General features: G+C 47.7%; 18 protein-coding genes and 1 riboswitch. Of the genes, 13 read left to right on the forward strand and 5 right to left on the reverse strand.

What is annotated here, in order from left to right; translation table 11 throughout:
• Window positions 1-170: 170 nt before the first annotated feature.
• Window positions 171-1,166 (reverse strand): ion channel, encoded by a 996-nt coding sequence (locus tag IC229_RS01445; RefSeq protein ID WP_190885136.1) that lies wholly within the window; start codon window positions 1,164-1,166, stop codon window positions 171-173.
• A gap of 108 nt (window positions 1,167-1,274) precedes the next feature.
• Here IC229_RS01445 and IC229_RS01450 point away from each other — a divergent pair, with 108 nt between their 5' ends.
• The 7 genes from IC229_RS01450 (at window position 1,275) to IC229_RS01480 (ending at window position 9,236) form a co-directional block, all read left to right on the forward strand.
• The gene (locus IC229_RS01450) at window positions 1,275-2,900 is read left to right on the forward strand and encodes a Na+/H+ antiporter (protein ID WP_190885137.1); all 1,626 of its coding nucleotides are present in this window, start codon (window positions 1,275-1,277) and stop codon (window positions 2,898-2,900) included.
• Between the two features lie 141 nt (window positions 2,901-3,041).
• Window positions 3,042-4,046: a glycosyltransferase family 2 protein gene (locus tag IC229_RS01455; protein WP_190885138.1), complete on the forward strand. Its 1,005-nt coding sequence runs from the start codon at window positions 3,042-3,044 to the stop codon at window positions 4,044-4,046.
• Window positions 3,992-4,798: a polysaccharide deacetylase family protein gene (locus IC229_RS01460; protein ID WP_190885139.1), complete on the forward strand. Its 807-nt coding sequence runs from the start codon at window positions 3,992-3,994 to the stop codon at window positions 4,796-4,798. Before IC229_RS01455 ends, IC229_RS01460 begins: the two co-directional genes overlap by 55 nt.
• 141 nt (window positions 4,799-4,939) lie before the next feature.
• Window positions 4,940-6,109 (forward strand): glycosyltransferase family 87 protein, encoded by a 1,170-nt coding sequence (locus IC229_RS01465; RefSeq protein ID WP_190885140.1) that lies wholly within the window; start codon window positions 4,940-4,942, stop codon window positions 6,107-6,109.
• 44 nt (window positions 6,110-6,153) lie between these two features.
• Window positions 6,154-6,855, forward strand: a complete 702-nt coding sequence (locus tag IC229_RS01470; RefSeq protein ID WP_190885141.1) for a class I SAM-dependent methyltransferase — start codon at window positions 6,154-6,156, stop codon at window positions 6,853-6,855.
• 68 nt (window positions 6,856-6,923) lie between these two features.
• Complete coding sequence (locus IC229_RS01475) at window positions 6,924-7,928, forward strand: family 43 glycosylhydrolase (protein ID WP_223833799.1); 1,005 nt, start codon at window positions 6,924-6,926, stop codon at window positions 7,926-7,928.
• 117 nt (window positions 7,929-8,045) lie between these two features.
• Window positions 8,046-9,236 (forward strand): glycosyltransferase family 87 protein, encoded by a 1,191-nt coding sequence (locus IC229_RS01480; RefSeq protein WP_190885142.1) that lies wholly within the window; start codon window positions 8,046-8,048, stop codon window positions 9,234-9,236.
• On the opposite strand, the gene IC229_RS01485 is transcribed toward IC229_RS01480, so the two are convergent.
• Window positions 9,229-9,555 (reverse strand): DUF721 domain-containing protein, encoded by a 327-nt coding sequence (locus IC229_RS01485; protein ID WP_190885143.1) that lies wholly within the window; start codon window positions 9,553-9,555, stop codon window positions 9,229-9,231. The genes IC229_RS01480 and IC229_RS01485 overlap by 8 nt on opposite strands.
• Window positions 9,556-9,734: 179 nt before the next feature.
• Window positions 9,735-9,839, forward strand: a riboswitch (SAM riboswitch).
• A 356-nt stretch (window positions 9,840-10,195) separates the two neighbouring features.
• On the opposite strand from IC229_RS01485, the gene IC229_RS01490 reads away from it, so the two are divergent.
• On the forward strand, window positions 10,196-11,260 hold the full coding sequence (locus IC229_RS01490; RefSeq protein WP_190885321.1) for a homoserine O-acetyltransferase family protein: 1,065 nt from the start codon (window positions 10,196-10,198) through the stop codon (window positions 11,258-11,260).
• Window positions 11,261-11,287: 27 nt separating this feature from the next.
• Here IC229_RS01490 and IC229_RS01495 read toward each other — a convergent pair whose 3' ends face one another.
• From IC229_RS01495 to IC229_RS01505, 3 genes are all read right to left on the reverse strand, one after another.
• Complete coding sequence (locus IC229_RS01495; RefSeq protein WP_190885144.1) at window positions 11,288-12,373, reverse strand: lipase family protein; 1,086 nt, start codon at window positions 12,371-12,373, stop codon at window positions 11,288-11,290.
• Between the two features lie 173 nt (window positions 12,374-12,546).
• Window positions 12,547-13,608, reverse strand: coding sequence for an NAD-dependent epimerase/dehydratase family protein (locus IC229_RS01500; protein ID WP_190885145.1), 1,062 nt, complete (start codon window positions 13,606-13,608; stop codon window positions 12,547-12,549).
• A 115-nt stretch (window positions 13,609-13,723) separates the two neighbouring features.
• Complete coding sequence (locus tag IC229_RS01505) at window positions 13,724-15,667, reverse strand: KUP/HAK/KT family potassium transporter (protein WP_190885146.1); 1,944 nt, start codon at window positions 15,665-15,667, stop codon at window positions 13,724-13,726.
• A 252-nt stretch (window positions 15,668-15,919) separates the two neighbouring features.
• Here IC229_RS01505 and IC229_RS01510 point away from each other — a divergent pair, with 252 nt between their 5' ends.
• The 5 genes from IC229_RS01510 (at window position 15,920) to IC229_RS01530 (ending at window position 19,973) form a co-directional block, all read left to right on the forward strand.
• On the forward strand, window positions 15,920-16,681 hold the full coding sequence (locus IC229_RS01510; protein ID WP_190885147.1) for an FHA domain-containing protein: 762 nt from the start codon (window positions 15,920-15,922) through the stop codon (window positions 16,679-16,681).
• 80 nt (window positions 16,682-16,761) lie between these two features.
• Window positions 16,762-17,781 carry a hypothetical protein gene (locus IC229_RS01515; RefSeq protein ID WP_190885148.1) on the forward strand — a complete coding sequence of 340 codons (1,020 nt, stop codon included), beginning with the start codon at window positions 16,762-16,764 and terminating at the stop codon, window positions 17,779-17,781.
• Window positions 17,782-17,786: 5 nt separating this feature from the next.
• A complete protein-coding gene (locus IC229_RS01520; protein ID WP_190885149.1) occupies window positions 17,787-18,389 on the forward strand; it encodes an FHA domain-containing protein in 603 nt (200 codons plus the stop codon).
• A 3-nt stretch (window positions 18,390-18,392) separates the two neighbouring features.
• Window positions 18,393-19,184 (forward strand): PP2C family protein-serine/threonine phosphatase, encoded by a 792-nt coding sequence (locus IC229_RS01525; RefSeq protein WP_190885150.1) that lies wholly within the window; start codon window positions 18,393-18,395, stop codon window positions 19,182-19,184.
• A complete protein-coding gene (locus IC229_RS01530; protein ID WP_190885151.1) occupies window positions 19,185-19,973 on the forward strand; it encodes a caspase family protein in 789 nt (262 codons plus the stop codon). It begins immediately after the preceding gene.
• The last annotated feature ends 1 nt before the right edge of the window (window position 19,974 follow it).

Raw genomic sequence — 19,974 nt, forward strand, 5'->3', positions numbered from 1 at the left:
TTATTTGTTTCGGATTATTTTCCAGGTTTCAGCATTCGCTAGCGTACCTGCTTAAATTAGTGTTGTGAGCTTTTTTGTCATCCTGACGAAGGAAGGATTTTAAAGTCTCCTAACGTGAGAGTGAGGAAAGTTATAAGATCCTTCCTTCGTCAGGATGACAAAAAATCGCGTTAATTTAACGGTACTTCTTCCGTGTCATCCAACGTATCGAGGTCAATCGTTACGTTGCCGCCTTGTTGACCACCGTCGAACATCGGTTTGAATTTATGACCCCAGCGCACTTCGTTGTAGCGATACGAAAAACGAGTATGGACGCTTTGTACAAACGTATCGTCTAAGGCCTGAAGCGATACTAAAAACTCGGTATCCGATTGTTCAAGATCCTGTAACATAGTGCCGTACAGGGGACTTTGTTCTGTAAGGGGATGAACGAGCGTCCAGTTAGTCGGGAAAAAAGCCACTTTGTTACGTTCCAGTTGCAGGCCATAATACTTTCGGTAGCGCGTACCATCCGCTTTGGTTTCCAGCCGCGACATCGTTACGGTAATTTCCAGATTGATCAACTGATTAGAACGCGTATTGATAATTCGAAACATCCAGGCATTTACGTCCAGATAAGGCGCCAGTACCGATTGTTTCGAAAATCGGACGTGAGCTTTTGGTCTTGAAAATCGCCCGTAAAGTAGTCCCGTAGCCAGCGCGAAAGCCAGTAAACCCAGCATCGATTCGAAGGCGGCAATGCAACTGGTCAGGAACGTATTAGGCGAGATGTGGCCGTAACCTACCGTCGTAAGCGTTTGCGAACTGAAAAAGAAGCATTTCCAGAAGGGCCCATTCAGGTTTTCTTCGCTGACTCCGACCAACGTATCGGCCCCGGCCAGCATGTAAATTCCAGCAAACAACGTATTGACCGACAAATAGGAAAATACTAACCAACTCCAGAAACCCACCCAACTCATCGTAATAAGTCGGTTGTAGATATTCAGTTGGTCCCAGAGCGACGCATTAATTCGCCGGATATTAAAACTACCGTCCTGATTGACAAGACGTGATTGAGAATCAGTGATTTTAGTGCCAAATCCCAGGTCACTACGTTGACCTTCCTGCTCAACCAGCTCACTAGTTTTAGGTACGTGGTCAGAAAGTTGGTTTGTGGATGAATTCATAGTGAATAGATTTGTTACGTAACAAACCGTAACAGGATTCTGACAAAGGTATAGCAAAATGCCTAGTCCTGATGCGTTACGTTACTTCGCCACCCTCTACGTTACGGTATGCACCCCATAGAAATTGTTACGGGTTTACTCGGCCTGACCACCCTGATGACAGTTGTTGCCCGTTGGGTACAGATATCCTATCCGATTCTGCTGGTCATTGTAGGGTTATTGATTGGCTGGATACCGGGTTTGCCACCTGTAATTCTATCGCCGGATGCGGTTTTCCTTATTTTTCTGCCTCCGTTGCTGTATGCGGCTGCCTGGCAAATCGACAATGTCGAACTGAAATTGTATAGTCGTCCGGTGTCGCTGCTGGCTGTTGGACTGGTATTGTTTACGTCTACAGTGGTAGCTTTTGTCGCTCATATTTATATTCCCGGTTTTTCGCTGGCGCAGGGCTATTTACTCGGAGCTATTATTTCGCCCCCCGATGCTGTGGCGGCTTCATCAGTGATGCGGGGTCTGACCATACCGAAACGAATTACAACGGTACTGGAAGGGGAAAGCCTTGTCAATGACGCAACCAGCCTGATTATTTATCGCTACGGATTGGCCGCGATTCTCACCAACCAGTTCGGGTTATGGGAAGCCAGCCTTCAGTTTGTCGGAATTGCCCTGGCCAGCGTAGCGCTTGGTCTGGCTATCGGCTGGATTATAATTCGAGTCCATAAAATTGTGGGCCAGGATCGAATCAGTAGTACGGCCATTACGTTACTGACGCCCTACAGCTCCTATCTGATTGCTGAAAACCTGCATATTTCGGGCGTTCTGTCGGTAGTAACTACGGGCCTTTTTCTGTCGGTACGTACCGACCAACTGTTCACCCACCAGAGTCGGCTGCAAACCAATTCCGTTTGGGAAGTCGTGATTTTTCTGTTGAATGGGCTAGTATTTGTTCTGATTGGACTACAGCTACCGAGTATCGTAGCTGATTTAAACGGCTACACACTTCCTGAGGCTGTCAATTACGCGCTGTTAATCAGTTTGGTAGCCATTTTATGTCGACTAATCTGGGTTTTTCCGGGAGCGTACGTACCACGCTGGCTGAGTAAAGGTATCCGTAAACGCGAAGAGCGGCCGACCTGGCAGCAAATAGCAGTACTCGGCTGGGCCGGCATGCGGGGTGTCGTTTCGTTGGCGAGTGCGTTGGCTTTGCCGAACCTCTTACCCAATGGTACGCCGTTTCCCGGCCGCGATCTGATTCTGTTCATTACGTTCATCGTCATTTTCTGTACACTCGTGATACAAGGGTTAACCCTCCCCCTGTTGATCGAGGGATTGAAGGTAAAAGAAGACATTGATGAGAAGCGGGAAGAACTCCGGCTGCGTCGAAATATGGCGCTGGAGGCCATTACGTATCTGGAAGCCAATCACTCGGCTGGTTCGGTGCATGACGACGTACTGAACTACGTTAAAAATGCGTATGAACTACGTATCAATGAATTAAACGGAACGTTACGTGCTCAGAACCAACACGAACGCCCAGCCGAATTGTACCAGCAAGCCGTTCAGCTTCAGTTAGAGTTGATTACCGTAGAGCGCGACGTTCTGATTGGCTTGCGGAAAGGAAGTTTGCTGGATGGCGAAATTTTTAGAAATCTGGAACAGGAGCTGGATTTAGAAGCGGCCCGCTTATCGTTAGTACGCCAAATGGAGGATAGCCTCGAAAGCGGGAAAACCTGAAAAATGTTACTATTTGGTAAGCACCTTTATCACGTAATGTGCATAATTTTTTTACGGAAATAGGTATTTTTCTGAGTAAAACTACTTATATTAGCGGACGCTTTTTAAAAGCATTCCGTAACTTCCTTGAAGATCAAACCTATGAGATTTGAATCAGGTATGATTAGTCTGATTGTACCCGCTTTTAATGAAGAAGAAAATCTGCCTGTACTGGTTCACCGACTGATGGCCGTCATGCAGCAGTATAAATCGTATGAAATTCTGATTATTGACGACGGCAGTTCCGACCAGACGCGCCACGTACTTCGTCAGCTCAGCAAAGCCTACCCCGTCGTTCGATTTCTTTCTTTTTCGCGCAATTTTGGCCATCAGATGGCGCTACGTGCAGGCTACGACAACGCTCGTGGCGAAGCCGTTATCTGCCTCGATGCTGATCTTCAGCATCCCCCCGAACTGATTCCGGCCCTTATCGAAAAATGGCGTCAGGGGTATGAAGTGGTTTACACCGTTCGGCAGGTTGATAAGAAGTTGTCGTGGTTCAAACGTACTACGTCGGCTTATTTTTATAAGTTGCTACGCAACGTATCGGGACTGGAAATTGAAGACGGGGCCGCCGATTTTCGATTGCTCGACCGTAAGGTAGTCGATACGTTAAAGCAGTTTAAAGAGAACGATTTATTCCTGCGCGGAGCAATTTCCTGGGTTGGTTTCCGGCAGTGCCGCATTTTGTATGAGCCAGCCGCCCGCTACGCTGGCCGCTCGAAATACTCATTCCGCAAGATGCTGAAACTGGCGGCTATGGGCATTACGTCGTTCTCGACCAAGCCGCTGTATTTGTCGGTGTTGCTGGGATTCGGAATGTCGCTGTTTGCCCTATTGTTTGGTGCTGAAGCTACGTATGAATACTTCTTCACCAATGCGACCGTATCGGGCTGGACTACGCTGGTGGTACTTTCGGTGCTGATTGGTGGGGTGCAGTTTATCATGATTGGCATCATCGGCGTTTATTTAGGGAAAACTTTCGTTGAAGTGAAGAGCCGACCGGCCTACATTGTCAGCGATACAAGTGAGATCGAGGAATCAGAAACAAAATGGCAAGTATCGAATCAGGAGGAAGACGATATATTTTATTTACCGTTGACGTAGAAGAGTTCGATACCGCCGTTGAATTTGGGCACGATATTCCCCTGAGTGAGCAGATTGACGTATCGACACGCGGTTTAAAACCACTAGCCGAACGTTTCGACGCGGTAGGTGCCCGTACTACGTTGTTTACGACAGCCAATTACGCGCTTCATGAGCCAGCATTGATACGTAAACTGGCAGAAAAGCATGAAATCGCGTCGCATGGCTATTATCACACTACGTTCGAACCTGCCGATTTACTCAAATCTCGTCTGGCACTGGAAGAGCTTTTGCAGAAACCAATACTAGGATTTCGACGGGCAAGAATGGGTTTTGTGGACCATAACGATGTCCAGTCTGCTGGTTATCAATATAATTCATCGCTTCATCCAACATGGCTTCCGGGCCGTTATAACCACTGGGGTGAGTCCCGGCTCCCGTTTCAGGAAGCGGGTGTCTGGCAGATTCCGGCTTCCGTAACGCCGACGCTACGTTTGCCACTGTTCTGGCTCAGTCTGAAAAATTTCCCGTTAGGGTATTACAAATTGCTTTGTCGTCAGACGCTGAAAGCCGATGGTTTTTTAAATCTGTACGTACATCCCTGGGAGTTCACGGATTTATCCAACTACGAAAAAATTCCGGCCTACGTTCGTCGGTATTCACGCGACGTACTGCTCGACCGCGTGGAGCAACTACTACGTTATTTAAAACCGCTGGGCGAGTTTAGCACAATGAGTGAGTTTGCCCGCCAGCTCAATTCTGAACGTATATAGTCCCTGATAGGCTCCGGCTGTCGGAGTCGCGACCACGGCTAATAGGGTAGCTATAAAATATCCGACAGCCGGAGCCTGTCAGGGCCTTAATTCCAGAATTACCAAGTACGAACTATCAATTGAAACAACTTTTTGTTTCTGATGCTATCCTTTTTTCGAAAGCCGATTTTCAGCGACTATCGGTTCATTTTTGGTGTGTATAGCGCACTGACACTGTTTGCCAGTTGTCGGATTGTGTTTGTGTCGGGGTCGAACAATTATAAAATTTTCTACTACTCGCTTCAGCATCTGCTCGAAGGTATTAGTCTGTATGAACTCTATCCGGCTCAATACTCCGATCATTATCACTACGCACCCACGTTTGCAGCGCTGTTTTCGCCGGTGTTTGCGTTACCATTTTCGGTTGGATTGTTTCTCTGGCATTTCCTGTTTGCCGCTATCTGGGTATATGCTATTTACCGAATGCCGCTGACGCATGGGCAAAAAGTATTTGCGTACTGGTTCAGTCTACACGAGCTGTTTACGTCGCTTGTCAATAGTCAGACGAATCCGTTGATGGCGGCAATTCCCTTATTCGTGTTTCTTTGTTTTGAGAAACGTCAACCTTTCTGGGCGGCTTTCTTTATCATTCTCGGGTTTAACATCAAGATTTACAGTCTGGTAGCCGGTGCGCTCTTTCTGCTCTATCCCGGAAAAATTCGGTTTCTGGCGTCTCTGGTTGGTTGGGGGATCATACAAGGTCTACTGCCACTGTTATTTACTTCGCCGGATAAACTGCTCTGGCAATATGATCTGTGGGTTAATCAGTTATTTATAAAGTCCGACGTCGATAAGTGGGCCAATACGTCTATTCATCGACTGGTGCATACGTTTATCTCGCCAGACGTCACCACGCCCGTGATTATTGGCCTGGGTGTATTGCTTTTCTGTACCGTATATGCGCAGGTGAAGAAGTTTACAGAACGCTCGTTCCGGCTGCTGATGGTTGCTTCGGTACTCATCTTTCAGGTGATTTTTAATCCGGTGGCGGAGTCGCCTACGTACATTACGGCTGTTACGGGCGTAGTGCTTTGGTGGATCTATTGTCCGCAGGCAGTGCTCGACAGAGTGCTTTTAATTAGCTGCCTGATACTCACCGTTTTGTCGCCAAGCGACATTTTTCCGGCTTTTCTACGTGAACAATTTGTGAAACCCTACGTATTGAAAGCCCTTCCCTGCGTACTCATCTGGTTTCGAATTATTTACCTAATGCACGTATCAACATCGGAAACCCAGACGCGCCATGAGGTAGACGTACCAGCATACTCGTAAAACTCTTTTTCCATTAACGAACCTTCCTAAACGTAACGATTTGTATGGCCTCGACCTGGCTGGATTTCTGGCAGCAAGAAAATAAGTTCGACAATGCCATGTCGACCAATTACGCTTACTTCCTGGCGAAAGTCAAGAAATACGTTACGTTATCGAAAACCCAAAAAGTGCTGGACATTGGCTCAGGGCCGGGAAATCTGGAAGATGCGTGGCATGATCAGGTGGGAGAAATTCACGGTCTTGATATCTCGCAGCGTTACAACGAGATGGGTCGTGCCAAACACGCGGAGCATCCGAATGTTTTCTTCCACGATTTATCGCCCGATGACTATCTGAATTTCAGCCCGGTAGCTAATCAAAGGTTTGATGTCATCATTGTGATGAGCGTAGTACAGTACTACCGCAACGCCGATGAAGTGGAACAATTGCTACGTAACATTGCCCAACTGGCAGCTCCCGGAGCAAAAGCCCTGATTTGCGACATCATGGTGGGAAGTAGTATTGCAAGTGATATAATGGGGATTGTGACTCGGTCGATACGTCAGGGTGAACTTTTCTCTATGATGAAATTGCTGGTCGAGCTGCGGTTTTCATCCTATCATGAGATTCGAAAAGCAAATGGTTTTTTGGTGCTACCAGAGCTGCAATGGCTGGCACTTGCCAAACGAGTGGGGTTAAATGCTCAGTTCATTAAGTCACCCATCACGTTACAGAAAGAACGTAAGAGTTTGCTAATACAGTTTTGAGCAAGGGAGAATAACGTAGTATGTTTGTGGGCTTATTCTGACAAATCTGCTTATTATTATCCTGCGTTATGCTCGTTAATATTATTCGCTTTTCTCTGACAATTAGCCTGTTGCACGCGAGTTTTACTACGTTCGTGAGTGCGCAGCAGCGCCCGGCCATGTATTTTGCCGATACTACGTACCGCAAAGGAGGGTATGCCAAAGACCCACAGGTAGTATGGTTCGGTGGTCGGTATTTGCTTTATTATTCGGTGCCTACGGGCAAAGATTCAACTGGAGCGGACCACTGGGGTATTGGCATTGCGGAGAGCCGCGATTTAACAAACTGGCAGAAAGTAACCATTATACCGCCCGTTGCTGAATATGAACGAAAAGGCTTCTGTGCACCAGGAGCACTGGTGCGGGACGGTAAAGTTCATCTGTTTTATCAGACATATGGCAATGGCAAAAACGACGCTATTTGCCACGCCGTTTCCTCCGACGGTATTCATTTTGACCGAAATCCAACCAACCCAATCTTTCATCCGGCAATCAGTGATTGGTCATGCGGACGTGCCATTGATGCTGAGGTTTTCTTTTTCAAAAATCAATACTTCCTCTATTTCGCAACCCGCGATCCGGCCTATAAAATCCAGCAGTTGGGTGTAGCGGTGGCACCGGTTACAACCAATTTTAATCGTGAAGACTGGAAACAAGTAGCTACGGATGGACCACTCCTGAAGCCAGAATTAGCCTGGGAAGGCGAGTGTATCGAAGCACCGTCCATTATTCAGCGTGGAAATGAGCTGATCATGTTTTATGCAGGTGCTTACAACAACTGGCCTCAACAGGTTGGCATAGCACGTAGCAAAGATGGTCTGCTCTGGGAACGTATTCAAAATGAGCCCTTTCTGAAAAGCGGCTTGCCGGGGAGCTGGAACAGCAGCGAGTCGGGACATCCGCATATTTTCAAAACGCCGACGGGCAAAACCTATCTGTTTTTTCAGGGTAACAACGACAAGGGCAAAACCTGGTTTCTTTCCAATCACGAAGTGACGTGGAAGAAAAATATTCCAGTTTTACAAGCTAACTAACGTGACTAGTTCGGTAATTAACAGGCAAATTAATTACGTATTAATTTTTCTGCGAGGTGCGGGCTGTAATTTTGTAGGCGCTAACCGTTGTTGTCGAGCGGCTGGCGTCTCAACGCTATGAAACAGTTTTTCCAGCATCCCTTTTTCTTCAGTAGGCGTAACATCATTATTATCTGGACCTTGTTAGGGGTTCTGACGGGTGTAAAGCAATATTATCTGGGTGAACCGGGTTCGTTTATCAATAATTTCCTGCTGTTCGTCAACAGTTTCAAGCACCTGATGGCGCACCAGAACCTGTTTCTGGATTACCCTGCTGAAACGTTCGACTCCTACCACTACGGGCCAATTTTCGCCCTGCTGATTGCACCGTTTTACTGGTTGCCTACGCTGTTGAGTGTTACCATCTGGAACGTTTTTAACTCACTGTTTCTACTTTACGCCATCTACGAACTTCCCCTGACCGACCGGCAGCGGGCCGTAGTGAGCTGGCTGGTGCTGAATTCGTCATACACCTGTCTGCTGAATACCCAGTTTCATCACATTTGTGCGGGGATGATTATGCTGTCGTACACGCAATTGCCTAAGCGTCAGGAAGTTCTGGCAGCCACGAACGTAGCGTTAGGGACGCTCATCAAATTATACGGCATTGTCGGACTAGCTTTCTTTCCGTTTGCGCAGAATAAAGTTCGCTACGTTGTTGGGGGAATAGTATCGACAGTGGTATTCGTTACGTTACCGATGCTGTTTGTTGGGTTCGATTATACCGTTCAATGTTACTACGACTGGTATGAATCGTTGTCGTACAAAAATCAGTTGAATGTGAGTCTGGAAAATACCCGCACCGATGTCTGCGTTATGGGCATGTTTCGTCGACTATTCAACGATGGTACGTTGTCGAACCTGTACTTTATTATTCCGGGATTACTGATTTTTGCGACGGCCTATCTGAAAACCAATCTATTCCAGAACGTTCGTTTTCAATTGAGTATACTGGCCTCAACGCTATTGTTTCTAAATCTGGCTAGTACCGGTTTCGAATCGCCTACGTTTATCATCAGTTTCACTGGCGTAGCAATCTGGTACGTAGTATCGGCTAAAACGAGGCTGGATAGTTTGCTGCTGGCCTTTGCCCTGCTGATCTCCAGTTTTTCACCCACCGATATTTTCCCCGCCTACATCCGCGATCACTACGTAAATCAATACGCGTTAATGGTGCTGCCACTGCTTTTTGTCTGGCTGCGACTACACTGGACCATCTGGACTGGAATACCAGATGTACAAGTTGCTGAGGGTGAATTAGCTAGATGAACACTACGTCGTCGATGACCTCGCTGCCCATGTCTTTGTTGACAAGTTGAATCAACTTCTGTTTGGCGTTGACGAGTTCGTTACGTAGTGGAGCCGACGTAATGTCGATGTGGAGTTTCCGATCTCGAACGTAAAGTCGATTGGTACGTGAAGCAATCGCTGGCCCCATCATACGCCCCCAAAAGGCTTCAAGGTAGGTTTCGTTGAAGCGCGCCTGAAGCTGATATGCTTTCAGCAACTGACCGATTGCGTCTTTCACGGTGGTAGTTCCGGCCACGCGGGTGGCATTGTCGCGGTTATATCGGTAAGTCTGGTTCATTACGGAAGGTGTCTTACGACAAAAATAAACAATCCATTAACTCGGCAAGTAGCTGTTTCGTTTTAATTATAAAAAAATTCGTAAGCGGATAGAAAAAGCGCCCGACGTTTGGAATACCACCGTTTGGCTCGTATACTTGCGGCATCAAGTCAATTCTTACGCGTCTTCCAACGCGAATTGATTTATAAAGAAGCGGGGAGAGAACAGGCTCTTTGAACCGCTGGCAACCTACCTCACGGCAAGGTGCTAACTCCTGCCTAAAAGCATTTTAGGAACTATAAATCGCAATTTACATGCTCTACATTCGATGCTGTATGCCCCTGGGGGCCAGCTAAACTCACCTGACTCCACCACGAAAGCTGGGAGGGTTTGTCGTGGGCATTTTTGTGCTATAGCATATACGGTTGTAAAGTTTGAATACGCCAGTCTGCTCTATATCGCAAACCGTACAACCCTACAACTTTACTACTAAACCATGTCACAACTTCATTATCGAATACATTGAGGATATCATACCCGATCTGGCGCAGGTATTTGCACAGATAGTAGAAAGAGTAACTATCTAAAATTGTTTCAACCTCATGGGTACGGACTTTATCCAACCTGTAACCGTGAAGCTGAGATTGAAATCGTTTTTTCGTTGGACATTCAATACTTCGATTATAAATATTCGTTTCCGCTTGAATCGGGCGGGAGCCTGCCGGGTTTTCGTCTGGCCTACACTACACGTGGTACGTTGTCGCAAACGCCCGACCACTCGAACGTAGTATGGGTATGCCACGCCTTAACAGGTAATGCCGACGCGGGCGACTGGTGGTGGGGCATGGTGGGTGCGGGCAAACAGTTTGACCCAGCCAGAGATTTCATTGTCTGCGTGAACGTACTGGGCTCCTGCTATGGATCAACGGGGCCGTTATCAACAAATCCGGTTACGGGGCAAACCTATTTCCATGATTTTCCGGCCATTACCATCCGCGACTTGGTGAACGCAATGGATTTGCTACGTCAGGAACTAGGTATCGAAAAAATTCATACCTGCATTGGCGGTTCGGTAGGTGGTGAACAGGCTATGGAGTGGGCGATTTTACAACCTTCGCTCATTCAAAACCTGATATTGATCGCAGTTAGTGCAGTGGCCTCGCCCTGGTGCATCGCCTTTAATGAAGCTCAGCGCATGGCTATTGAAGCCGACCCCACCTGGCCCGAACGACGTGACGACGCCGGACGTAACGGCATGAAAGCGGCCCGGGCCATGGCCATGATTTCGTATCGCAATTATGATACGTATGGCTTCACGCAAGCCCTCGACAATAATGAGCAACTGGACGAGTATAAAGCGGCTGGCTACCAGCGCTATCAGGGCGATAAATTAGCCGACCGTTTCAACGCCTTTACGTACTGGACGCTTTCGAAAGTTATGGATTCCCACAATGTCGGGCGGAATCGGGGCAGTATCCTGAACGCGTTGGCGCAAATCAAAGCCCGAACGCTGGTAGTGGGCATCCTATCTGACCTGCTTTTTCCGCCGTCTGAACAGCAGTTTCTGGCGCGTCATATTCCCGATGCGACCTACGAAGAAATTGACTCGCTTTACGGCCATGATGGCTTCTTGATCGAATTTCGCCCACTAACCAACATTATCCGAAATTGGATGGCGAGCGCCGAACCCATAAATCGTCCGGAAAAAGTAACGGCTACTGAGTAAAACGTAGTGTGGGAGACAGCTGTGCAACTACTTCTCAGGCAATTTTTCCGCCAGATACAAATAAGGTGGGTGAAAATGATGCGTGAAAATCTTCTCTTTGCTGTTAGGGTATTTGGCAAAATAAGTGCTATCCGTCTGGAGTACGATGGTTGTGCCAGTCCGAACGTAGTGATTGCTGTTATAATACTCCGGTGATACGTAGCCATTTAGATTCTTACTGATCGTCTTCGAAGCCATATTGCCCAGGTATTTCTGGTAATTTTTTTGTGCCTTAAGTGCCGGTTTGCTTAAGCTGTTGTAGACATGTCGTAGGGCGATACGTGTCAGCAGTTTTTGTTTTTTAATGAGTGCCGGTGCGCCCGCGAATGGATTAGTCGGATTAAAATCGTTTACCGTCTGAACGGATAACGGCACTTCGGGAACCCAATCGGCAGCGTTCACTACGTTGTATGCCCAACCATTCTGCGTCAAGGCTTCATAATCGTAAGCGAAATACAGATTGCCGGGTTTGGGGCCCGCGCTGCAATACGTTTTGAAGCGAATGTCGGCAGGAATTCGAGCGCGGGATTGTAAATTTTTCAGATGTGCCGTCAGCAGATAAGCAATGGCTCCCCCCTGACTGTGTCCCAAAATAATCAAGTCTTTTGTACCGGCTTTGTAAGTCGAATCTAGTTTGGGCAGTATATCTTTTGTCAGAAAGGCCGTGCTGATCAGCCAGCCTACGTGTACGGCGGCTTGCGGATTGGAAGCCAGTTCATACTGAAATCGTTCGGTATCGCTCAACTGCAATTCTCCTTTGGCGGGCACCATCGCGGCATAAAAATTAGCCAGCCAACTAACGCTGTTAGCCGTGGTTCCCCGGAGACTAATCACAGCTACGCCCTGATTATTTGTCCATAAATCCCAGCGATTGTCAAGACCCATAACAGGTGAGCGATATACAGGCTTGAACTGTTGCGGAACCGGAAACGCGCTTACATAAGCTGAATCACCAAAGCGAGCCGATACTTTGAGAAGTTCGATGTATTCCGCTTTATCAAAACCTGGTTTCAGTTTCTGGGCGAAAAGTAAACCTGGAAGTAACAGAAAGCCGATTGCCAGAAATCTTTTCATGATGTATAGGGATGGGCGGGTGGTTTGTCATGCTTCGTTCCTCAGCCTGACAAGTGTGTATGGAAAACTACAAAAGAATGGGCGACAATACGTCACTATTTGATTAAAAGGGAAATAACGTAACAGCCAACCCTGTGAGAGTTGGCTGTTACGAATAAGAACGTAGCAAAAGTTTATTTTAGAATTGGCTCCAGCGCAGCCCGATTTTCATCTAACCAGGCGTGAATATCGGTTACGATTTCGCGGATGCCGAGTTGAGGTTTCCAGCCCGTCAATTTCGTTACGTTGGTGTTATCGGTAATGTAAAGCCGAATGTCAGCTGCGCGGTTTTCGGTTACCTGTTTGATGGGAATAGTTTTGCCGGTCACCTCCTGACAAATCTGAGTCAGTTCCTGTAACGAGGCACTGCTTTCAACTCCTCCACCTGCGTTCAGAATCTGGCCATTTACCTTATCCAGATTATGTAATTCCCAGTCAATCAGTCGGTACAGGTCGGCGATGTGGAGCATGTCGCGGGTTTGTTTACCCGTTCCGCCGTAGCCAATGTAAGCGAGTTGCTGCTCAAAATAGTGTTTGGCAATCCAGAGCACCATAACACCCTGATCGACCTTGCCCATTTGCCACGGCCCCGTAATCACACCACAGCGGTTAATTACGGTTTTCAGGCCATAAAACTCATTGTACTCCTGAATAAGTAGTTCTGAGGCCAGTTTGGTCGTGCCATACAGCGACCGAGCGCCATCGAGCGGAAAATTTTCGGCGATACCGCGTGAGGAAACGCCTGGAACGAGTTGATTATCAGCGAGTATAAATCGCGTATCGGCTTCCTCGAAATTGAGCGTTTCGATGGTTTTGATCGGATAAACGCGGCTCGTCGATAGAAAAATGAAGTTGGCCCGGTGCTTCAGCGCATAATTCAGGCAGTTGACTGTACCGAAAAGATTCGTGTTAATTAGGTAATCAGGCGTACCATCCAAACCCGCCAGTACCGACGGCTCGGCTGATGCTTCAATCACCGTATCGACCGGAGGCAACGTATCAAAATCTTCCTTGTTACGTATATCGCCGTGCAGAAACTCGATACCAGCCGCTTTGAGCCGCGACAGACTCAGCTCGGAACCTCTACGTTTCAGATTATCAAGCGCAAAAATCTGGTAATCTGGGTATTGCTGTTTCAGTGAAATAGCCAGCGATGAGCCAACAAAGCCAGCCCCGCCGGTGATGAGAAGTTTCATGAAGTGAAGAGTTATAAGTGATGAGAGATGAACGATGAGTGATAAGTTTGCTGACGCATTTAGCAGATATCTTGCGTCAGCAAACTTATCACTCATCGTTCATCTCTCATCTCTACTACGAAGTAATACGTTTGAGTTGTACGTTTTCGACCGGGCGGATGACCAGCGGTACTTTCTCGATTTTGACGGAACTGCTATCCAGACCGAACCAGCGGTCTTCGGGCGTAGTGAAACTTTTAATATTGAAGTACAGATTCATAATCAATCGTTCGGTGGTCGGAAGCTCGTTTTCGAACGATAGAAATTTCTCCAATACCACGAAGCGGAAATCGCCTATTACGTTCTGTCGGCTGAGCGATTCGTATCGGCTTGTTATGTCCACTTCCTTGTTTTTCACCATGTCTTCAATCACTTTCCGGAAGAACAGGTTGATACGTTGCTCGACCCGGAAACCCAGTTTGAACGTGACTTTGTACGCATCGTCGGGTGCAATGGTGTTCACTTTGTATTCCATCGTGTAAGGGTCGTCGGTGGTATCGACGTGGACGAACCAGTAAATGTCCGCCCGTTTGGGCCGTTTCTGGAAGATGGAATAAATGATTTTGGACTCGATTTCCGATTGTCGGGCCGCATTACTCATAAACACAATATGCGTAGCGTATTTCGGAATACTGATGTCGCGGCTCAGTTCTTTAATGGCCTGTATGTAGTGGTCAATCCTGACGTACTCGGTCAGTCGGAGCTTGATCTGGAAAGCACGTAGCCAGATAATCATCACCGTGGCCATCACTCCGGCAATCAGAATGGATACCCAACCGCCGTGCGTAAATTTGGCCAGGTTGGCTACCAGAAAGCAACTTTCTACGGCCAGGTAGAACACCAGAAACAGCACGACAAGCCAAGCATTGTACTTATGCGAGTACATGTAGTAACTAAACAGAACCGTACTCATCATCATGGTCAACGTAATGGCCAGCCCGTAAGCGGCTTCCATACGCGATGATTCCTGAAAATAGAGTACAACGCCGATACAACCCGCAAAAAGCAACCAGTTGATGCTCGGTACGTAGAGCTGACCTTTTTGATTGGACGGGTACCGAAGACGAACTTTGGGCCAGAAGTTGAGCCGGATGGCTTCGCTGATAAGCGTGTAAGCACCCGTTAGCATGGCCTGACTGGCGATTACCGTGGCCGCTGTAGCTACGCAGATACCGATAATCAGAAACCATTCGGGCATGAGGGAGTAGAATGGGTTTCTGTCGCCTAATGGCTGTCCAGCCAGACTTTCTATGAATGCACCCTGCCCGAAATAATTGAGCATCAGGCAGGCTTTAACATAAACCCAGCTAACCCGAATATTAGACCGTCCGCAGTGTCCCATGTCCGAGTAAAGGGCTTCGGCTCCGGTTGTGGAGAGGAAAACGGCACCCAGTAACCAGAAAGCCCCCGAATATCCGGTCAGGAATTCATAAGCATACATCGGATTCAGAGCCGCCAGAATGGTCATATCATTGAAAATGTGGATCAGACCGAGCGTGCCCAGCATGGTAAACCAAATCAGCATAATTGGACCAAAAGCCGTACCTACCACACTGGTGCCTAGCGTCTGAATCAGGAACAGAATCGAAAGAATCCCAATGACAATGGGAACAGTAGGTATATGCGGATACAGAATCCGTAACCCTTCTACCGCCGAGGAAACCGAAATAGGAGGAGTAATAATGCTATCGGCCAGCAGCGAGCTCCCGCCAATAATGGCCGGAATGGTGAGCCAGCGCGCGTGTCGACGTACTAACGCATAGAGCGCAAAAATGCCACCTTCCCCCCGGTTATCGGCCCGAAGAATCAGGATAACATATTTGATCGTCGTTTGTAACGTAACAGTCCAGAAAATACAGGAGAGTGCGCCCCGAACAATGTTGGCCTGAATTGGCTCGGACGTACCGACGATGGAACGTAGTACGTATAAAGGTGATGTACCAATATCACCGTAGATGATACCCATTGCCACCAGCAGGCCAGCGGCTGTCACGGTATCCAAATGCTTTTTATCTTCCATACAACAGGCTTTCGCCTTCTCGTTACGAGCGGAACAAAACGGCGCAAAGATAGACGATGTTTATATTCATTATTCTCGTTTTGCCCGAAAGTTGGAAGTCGACCAGTGAATGGAGGAGATTGTAGCATTATAAGGAGATATAGTATAATTTATGCGGCTTAGGTCGCCTGAAATAGCGATTACGTTATCGTCACTTAGAGGCTTTTCAGGAATTTCTTATATTGCTTGGCTATTGAGCTATCTCATTCATATATGCCTGCTCTGCCCGTTTCTATCAGCGACAGTCAGTTCGAAAAATTGATTGATGACTTCTCCCAGCTTTCCAGTTATTCAATTGGCAGAGGAACGGTGAATGATATTATTATTGCCAATCCGAAAATAAGTACGCAGCACGCCCGACTGATTCAATGCACGCCCACTACGTTCCTGCTGGAAGATTTAGCCAGCAAACATGGTTCCTTCGTGAATGGCTACCGAATTACACGCAAGCTCATCAACACATCCGATGTGCTACGTCTGGCCGATGCTGAATACACAGCCGAGCAACTTCTTCTGCTAAGCAAGCAGGAGCCGGTTATGTCCGCTACGTTCGAACAGCCCGCTACGTTACAGCTGACCAATTCGCTGGATTTTACGCGCCAGTTTGCCGAACTGAGGCAAGTGTATGAGCAATATCCGCAACTACGTCGGGATTGCCGGAACCGCGATAAAATGATACGTACCGGTAGTGTAATTCTGTCCTCAGTAGTTGGCGTGAGTGCAGTTCTGGCAAGTGGCGGAACGGCTGCTCCCTTGCTGCATATTTTGTCGGGCGCTGGCCTGAGTATGTTGGTGCCGACGTTGTGTTCTACGTTGTTATCGACGGAAGAGAAACTGGAAGTGCTTGATAAAGAATACCGTGAGCAGTATCGATGCCCCAATCCGGCCTGCCGCGATCCGTTTGGCATGCGGGAGTGGGAGCTGCTAGCTCAGCAGAAAACCTGCCGACGATGTCAGGCAATCTGGGTAAAGTAATTTTTTTTGTTTACCTGACTTACCTTTTTTCCATAAGCCCGATATACAGCTATTGTTTCAGTACGTATCCTTTGTAAGCTATGAGACAACTTTCCAGTTATACCGATTTACCAACCGACGCTGTTCCAATGACACCAAGAAAACCATCAACCAATGCGGAGGCTGACCGTAAAAAAGCGCTGGGTATTGCGGCTGCTACGTTGCTGCTGGGTGGAGCCTCCTGGGCAATTAGCCAGAAAATCACGGAACGGACACAAAAAGATCAGCATGACTCAGCCAGCTCGACCCTAGGTGAGTCAGTAACCGGATTCGAAGCAGATACAACATCTGTCGATAAAACCAATGCAGTCACAAATGATACGGTTCGGGCTTTTCCGGAATTAGGGTCTAAAACCACGTTACCCCATGATATGGACGTAGCAGGGAAAGTAACCGATACAATGACGTTCGGAGAAGCGTTTAAAGCGGCCCGCGAAGAAGTTGGCGTAGGGGGCGTATTTGGCTGGCACGGTCGCTGGTACAATACATTCCTGAAAGAAGAATGGCAAGGCTTGTCGTTAAAACAGCGCCATGACTTTACGGAAATGGTTACTGCCGAAAAACTTCCGGTACAGCTATACGTAGCATCGACACATCATCAGGTTGATGGGCACGGAAAGCCAACCATTATCGAAGGACATTTTAATGGTCATCGCGTCATGGGGCTTGACGTTAATCAAGATGGTGTGATTGATACGTTGGTCATGGACGGCGTTGATGGCTACAATTATAAAATCGTTGATGCGCGTGGCGACGATGGACTGGATACCATACGTCAGTTCGATTCTCTGAGCGGTGAGTTAACTGCCGAAATTCGTCTGCAACACTCGTGTATTCTTTCGAATGAACAGTTTAGTCAAGGGCTTGAAGAAAGTATGTCGAGGGAAATTGTTAACGAAATTCTTAATGAAGATGTGACCATGTCCCATACGGCGTCATACGTAGAGAGTACAACAGCTGATGAATTGGATAATGATGATACGTATCACCAGGCCAGTTCATACGAAGCCGATGACGCTACGTATGTAAACAACGGGGACGTTCGGGAGATGGATGAATAAACAGTATGGGTGGCTTTAAAACGACGCTGATTACCTGTCAGCAGTGTGGTCGACGAATTATGGTTCGGGCAGCCGACGTAGAGCGAGGTTTCATTACGTGTTCGCACACGGGCTGTGGAGCGGTTAATGTGCTGGAAACGACTGGCTATTACGATGAAGGATTCCTGCACGATTTAGATTCTCTCGGCCAGTTAACGTATCAGGGCGATTCGATTCGAACCTATTCGCTGCAATTCGGGTCCAATGTAATTGGTATTGCTAGTTCCTGCACCGTTCAGGTAGAACGTAGCGTTCATAATGGCCGCTGTTTTATCAGTCGGCGGCATTGCACGCTAACCGTTACGTTCGATAAATGGACGGGTCTGCTACGTTATCAACTTCAGGATGGAGCCGTAGACCCGGCCACGCAGGTGATGCACCACAGTAAGAATGGCATACAATTGAATGGCGTTACGTTGGCAAAGGCCGAATTGATCGACGTACCGGATGGCGGAATCATTACGTTGGGCGGGCTCGATCAGTTTCGCCTGAACCACGTTTCGATTAGCCCCGATGCTCTCATTACCCATAAAGTCGAGACAGTTTTTAACCCCGATCAGACACAATAGTAGATGCTTATCCAAACCGCTTTACCGCTTGCATTTTCACATATTGGCCAACGGCAAAGTAATCAGGACGCGCTATACCCGGCTCTGGGTGCAGCCAGTGAGCAGACAGATTTGTTTATCGTCTGTGATGGTATGGGCGGGCTTGACAAAGGGGACGTGGCCAGCCAGTTGCTTAGTAATGCCGTAGCGAACTACATGTCGGGAATGGGTTTTCCTATACTCGATAGTGTGCATATGCAAACGGCTATCAATCAGGCTTATAGTCTATATTATACATATTTGAAAAATCAGCCTCTGGTCGGGCGGATGGGGTCAACAATGGCCTGCGTACAATTGAACGAGCGGGGTGTGACCGTTGCCAACATCGGCGATTCACGGGTCTATCAGATACGTAATGGTCAGGTTATTTTTCGAACGCAGGATCATCGGCAGGTGAACGAAATGGTAGAGGCTGGTATCATCACGCCCGAACAAATTCCGACGCACCCCTGGCGAAATCGGTTGAGTCGGTCTGTAACAGCCAGTTTAGCTGATGCGGATGGACAAACCAGTCGTTCCCTGCCCGACGTAGTACTGTTGACTGATATTCAGGCGGGTGATTATTTTTTTATGTGTACCGATGGCGTTCTCGAACGTCTGGACGATTATTTACTGACCAGTATATTGGCTGAGGACGTACCGAATCAGACGAAAATGCAGGCCATTCAAAGCCTTTGCGAAGGGCAGACCAAAGACAATTATTCTGCCTATTTGATTGGTATTCAATACGTAACGAAACCTGCCGAACGAGTGTAAATGATACGTACCCTTCTATATATGGCATTAGGTTTTCTGATGAGTTGTCAGAAAACGGTTTCGCAGGGGCGGACTTTTGCCGTTGTGGTTGGCGTATCTGACTATCAGGCGCTATCATACGCAAACGGCGATCTGCGATTTGCTGACCAGGATGCCCAACAGGTCGTTGATTTTTTGCAGAGTAAGGAGGGAGGCAACGTACCCATTTCGCAGATACGATTTTTAAGAAATCATAATGCTACACAGGCTTCAATACGTCAGGCGTTGACGCTTTTCCAGCAGGCAGAACCGGGCGACCGGGTCATTTTTTACTTTTCCGGGCATGGGATGCCCGATAGTTTTGTACCCTATGACAATCTGCCCGGTGATGCACATAAATTAGTGACTCATGCCGATATCAAAGCAGCCTTTCATGCGTCTAAAGCGAGCACAAAGCTGTGCATTGCCGATGCCTGTCTGTCGGGTAGAATGACCAGGCGGCAAACGACTCCGGCAAGCGTACTGAAAACACTGGCTCAAACCATAAGCAATGAGAAGAACGTAGCAATGATACTGGCCAGCCGATCAACACAGGGAGCGGTAGAGTCTCGCCAATTGGCAGGCGGGGCTTTTACGTATTTTATGTTGAAAGGATTGAAAGGAAGTGCCGACCAGGATGGAAACCAGATAGTGACGATACGCGAGCTACATCAGTACGTAGCGCCAAGAGTGAAGAAGATTACCCGTGGACATCAGACGCCGGTTTTTTACGGCCGATTTTCAGATGACCTGCCTTTGGCTTATCTTTAAC

The organism is Spirosoma profusum (assembly GCF_014699005.1).
Classification (GTDB): Bacteria; Bacteroidota; Bacteroidia; order Cytophagales; family Spirosomataceae; genus Spirosoma; species Spirosoma profusum.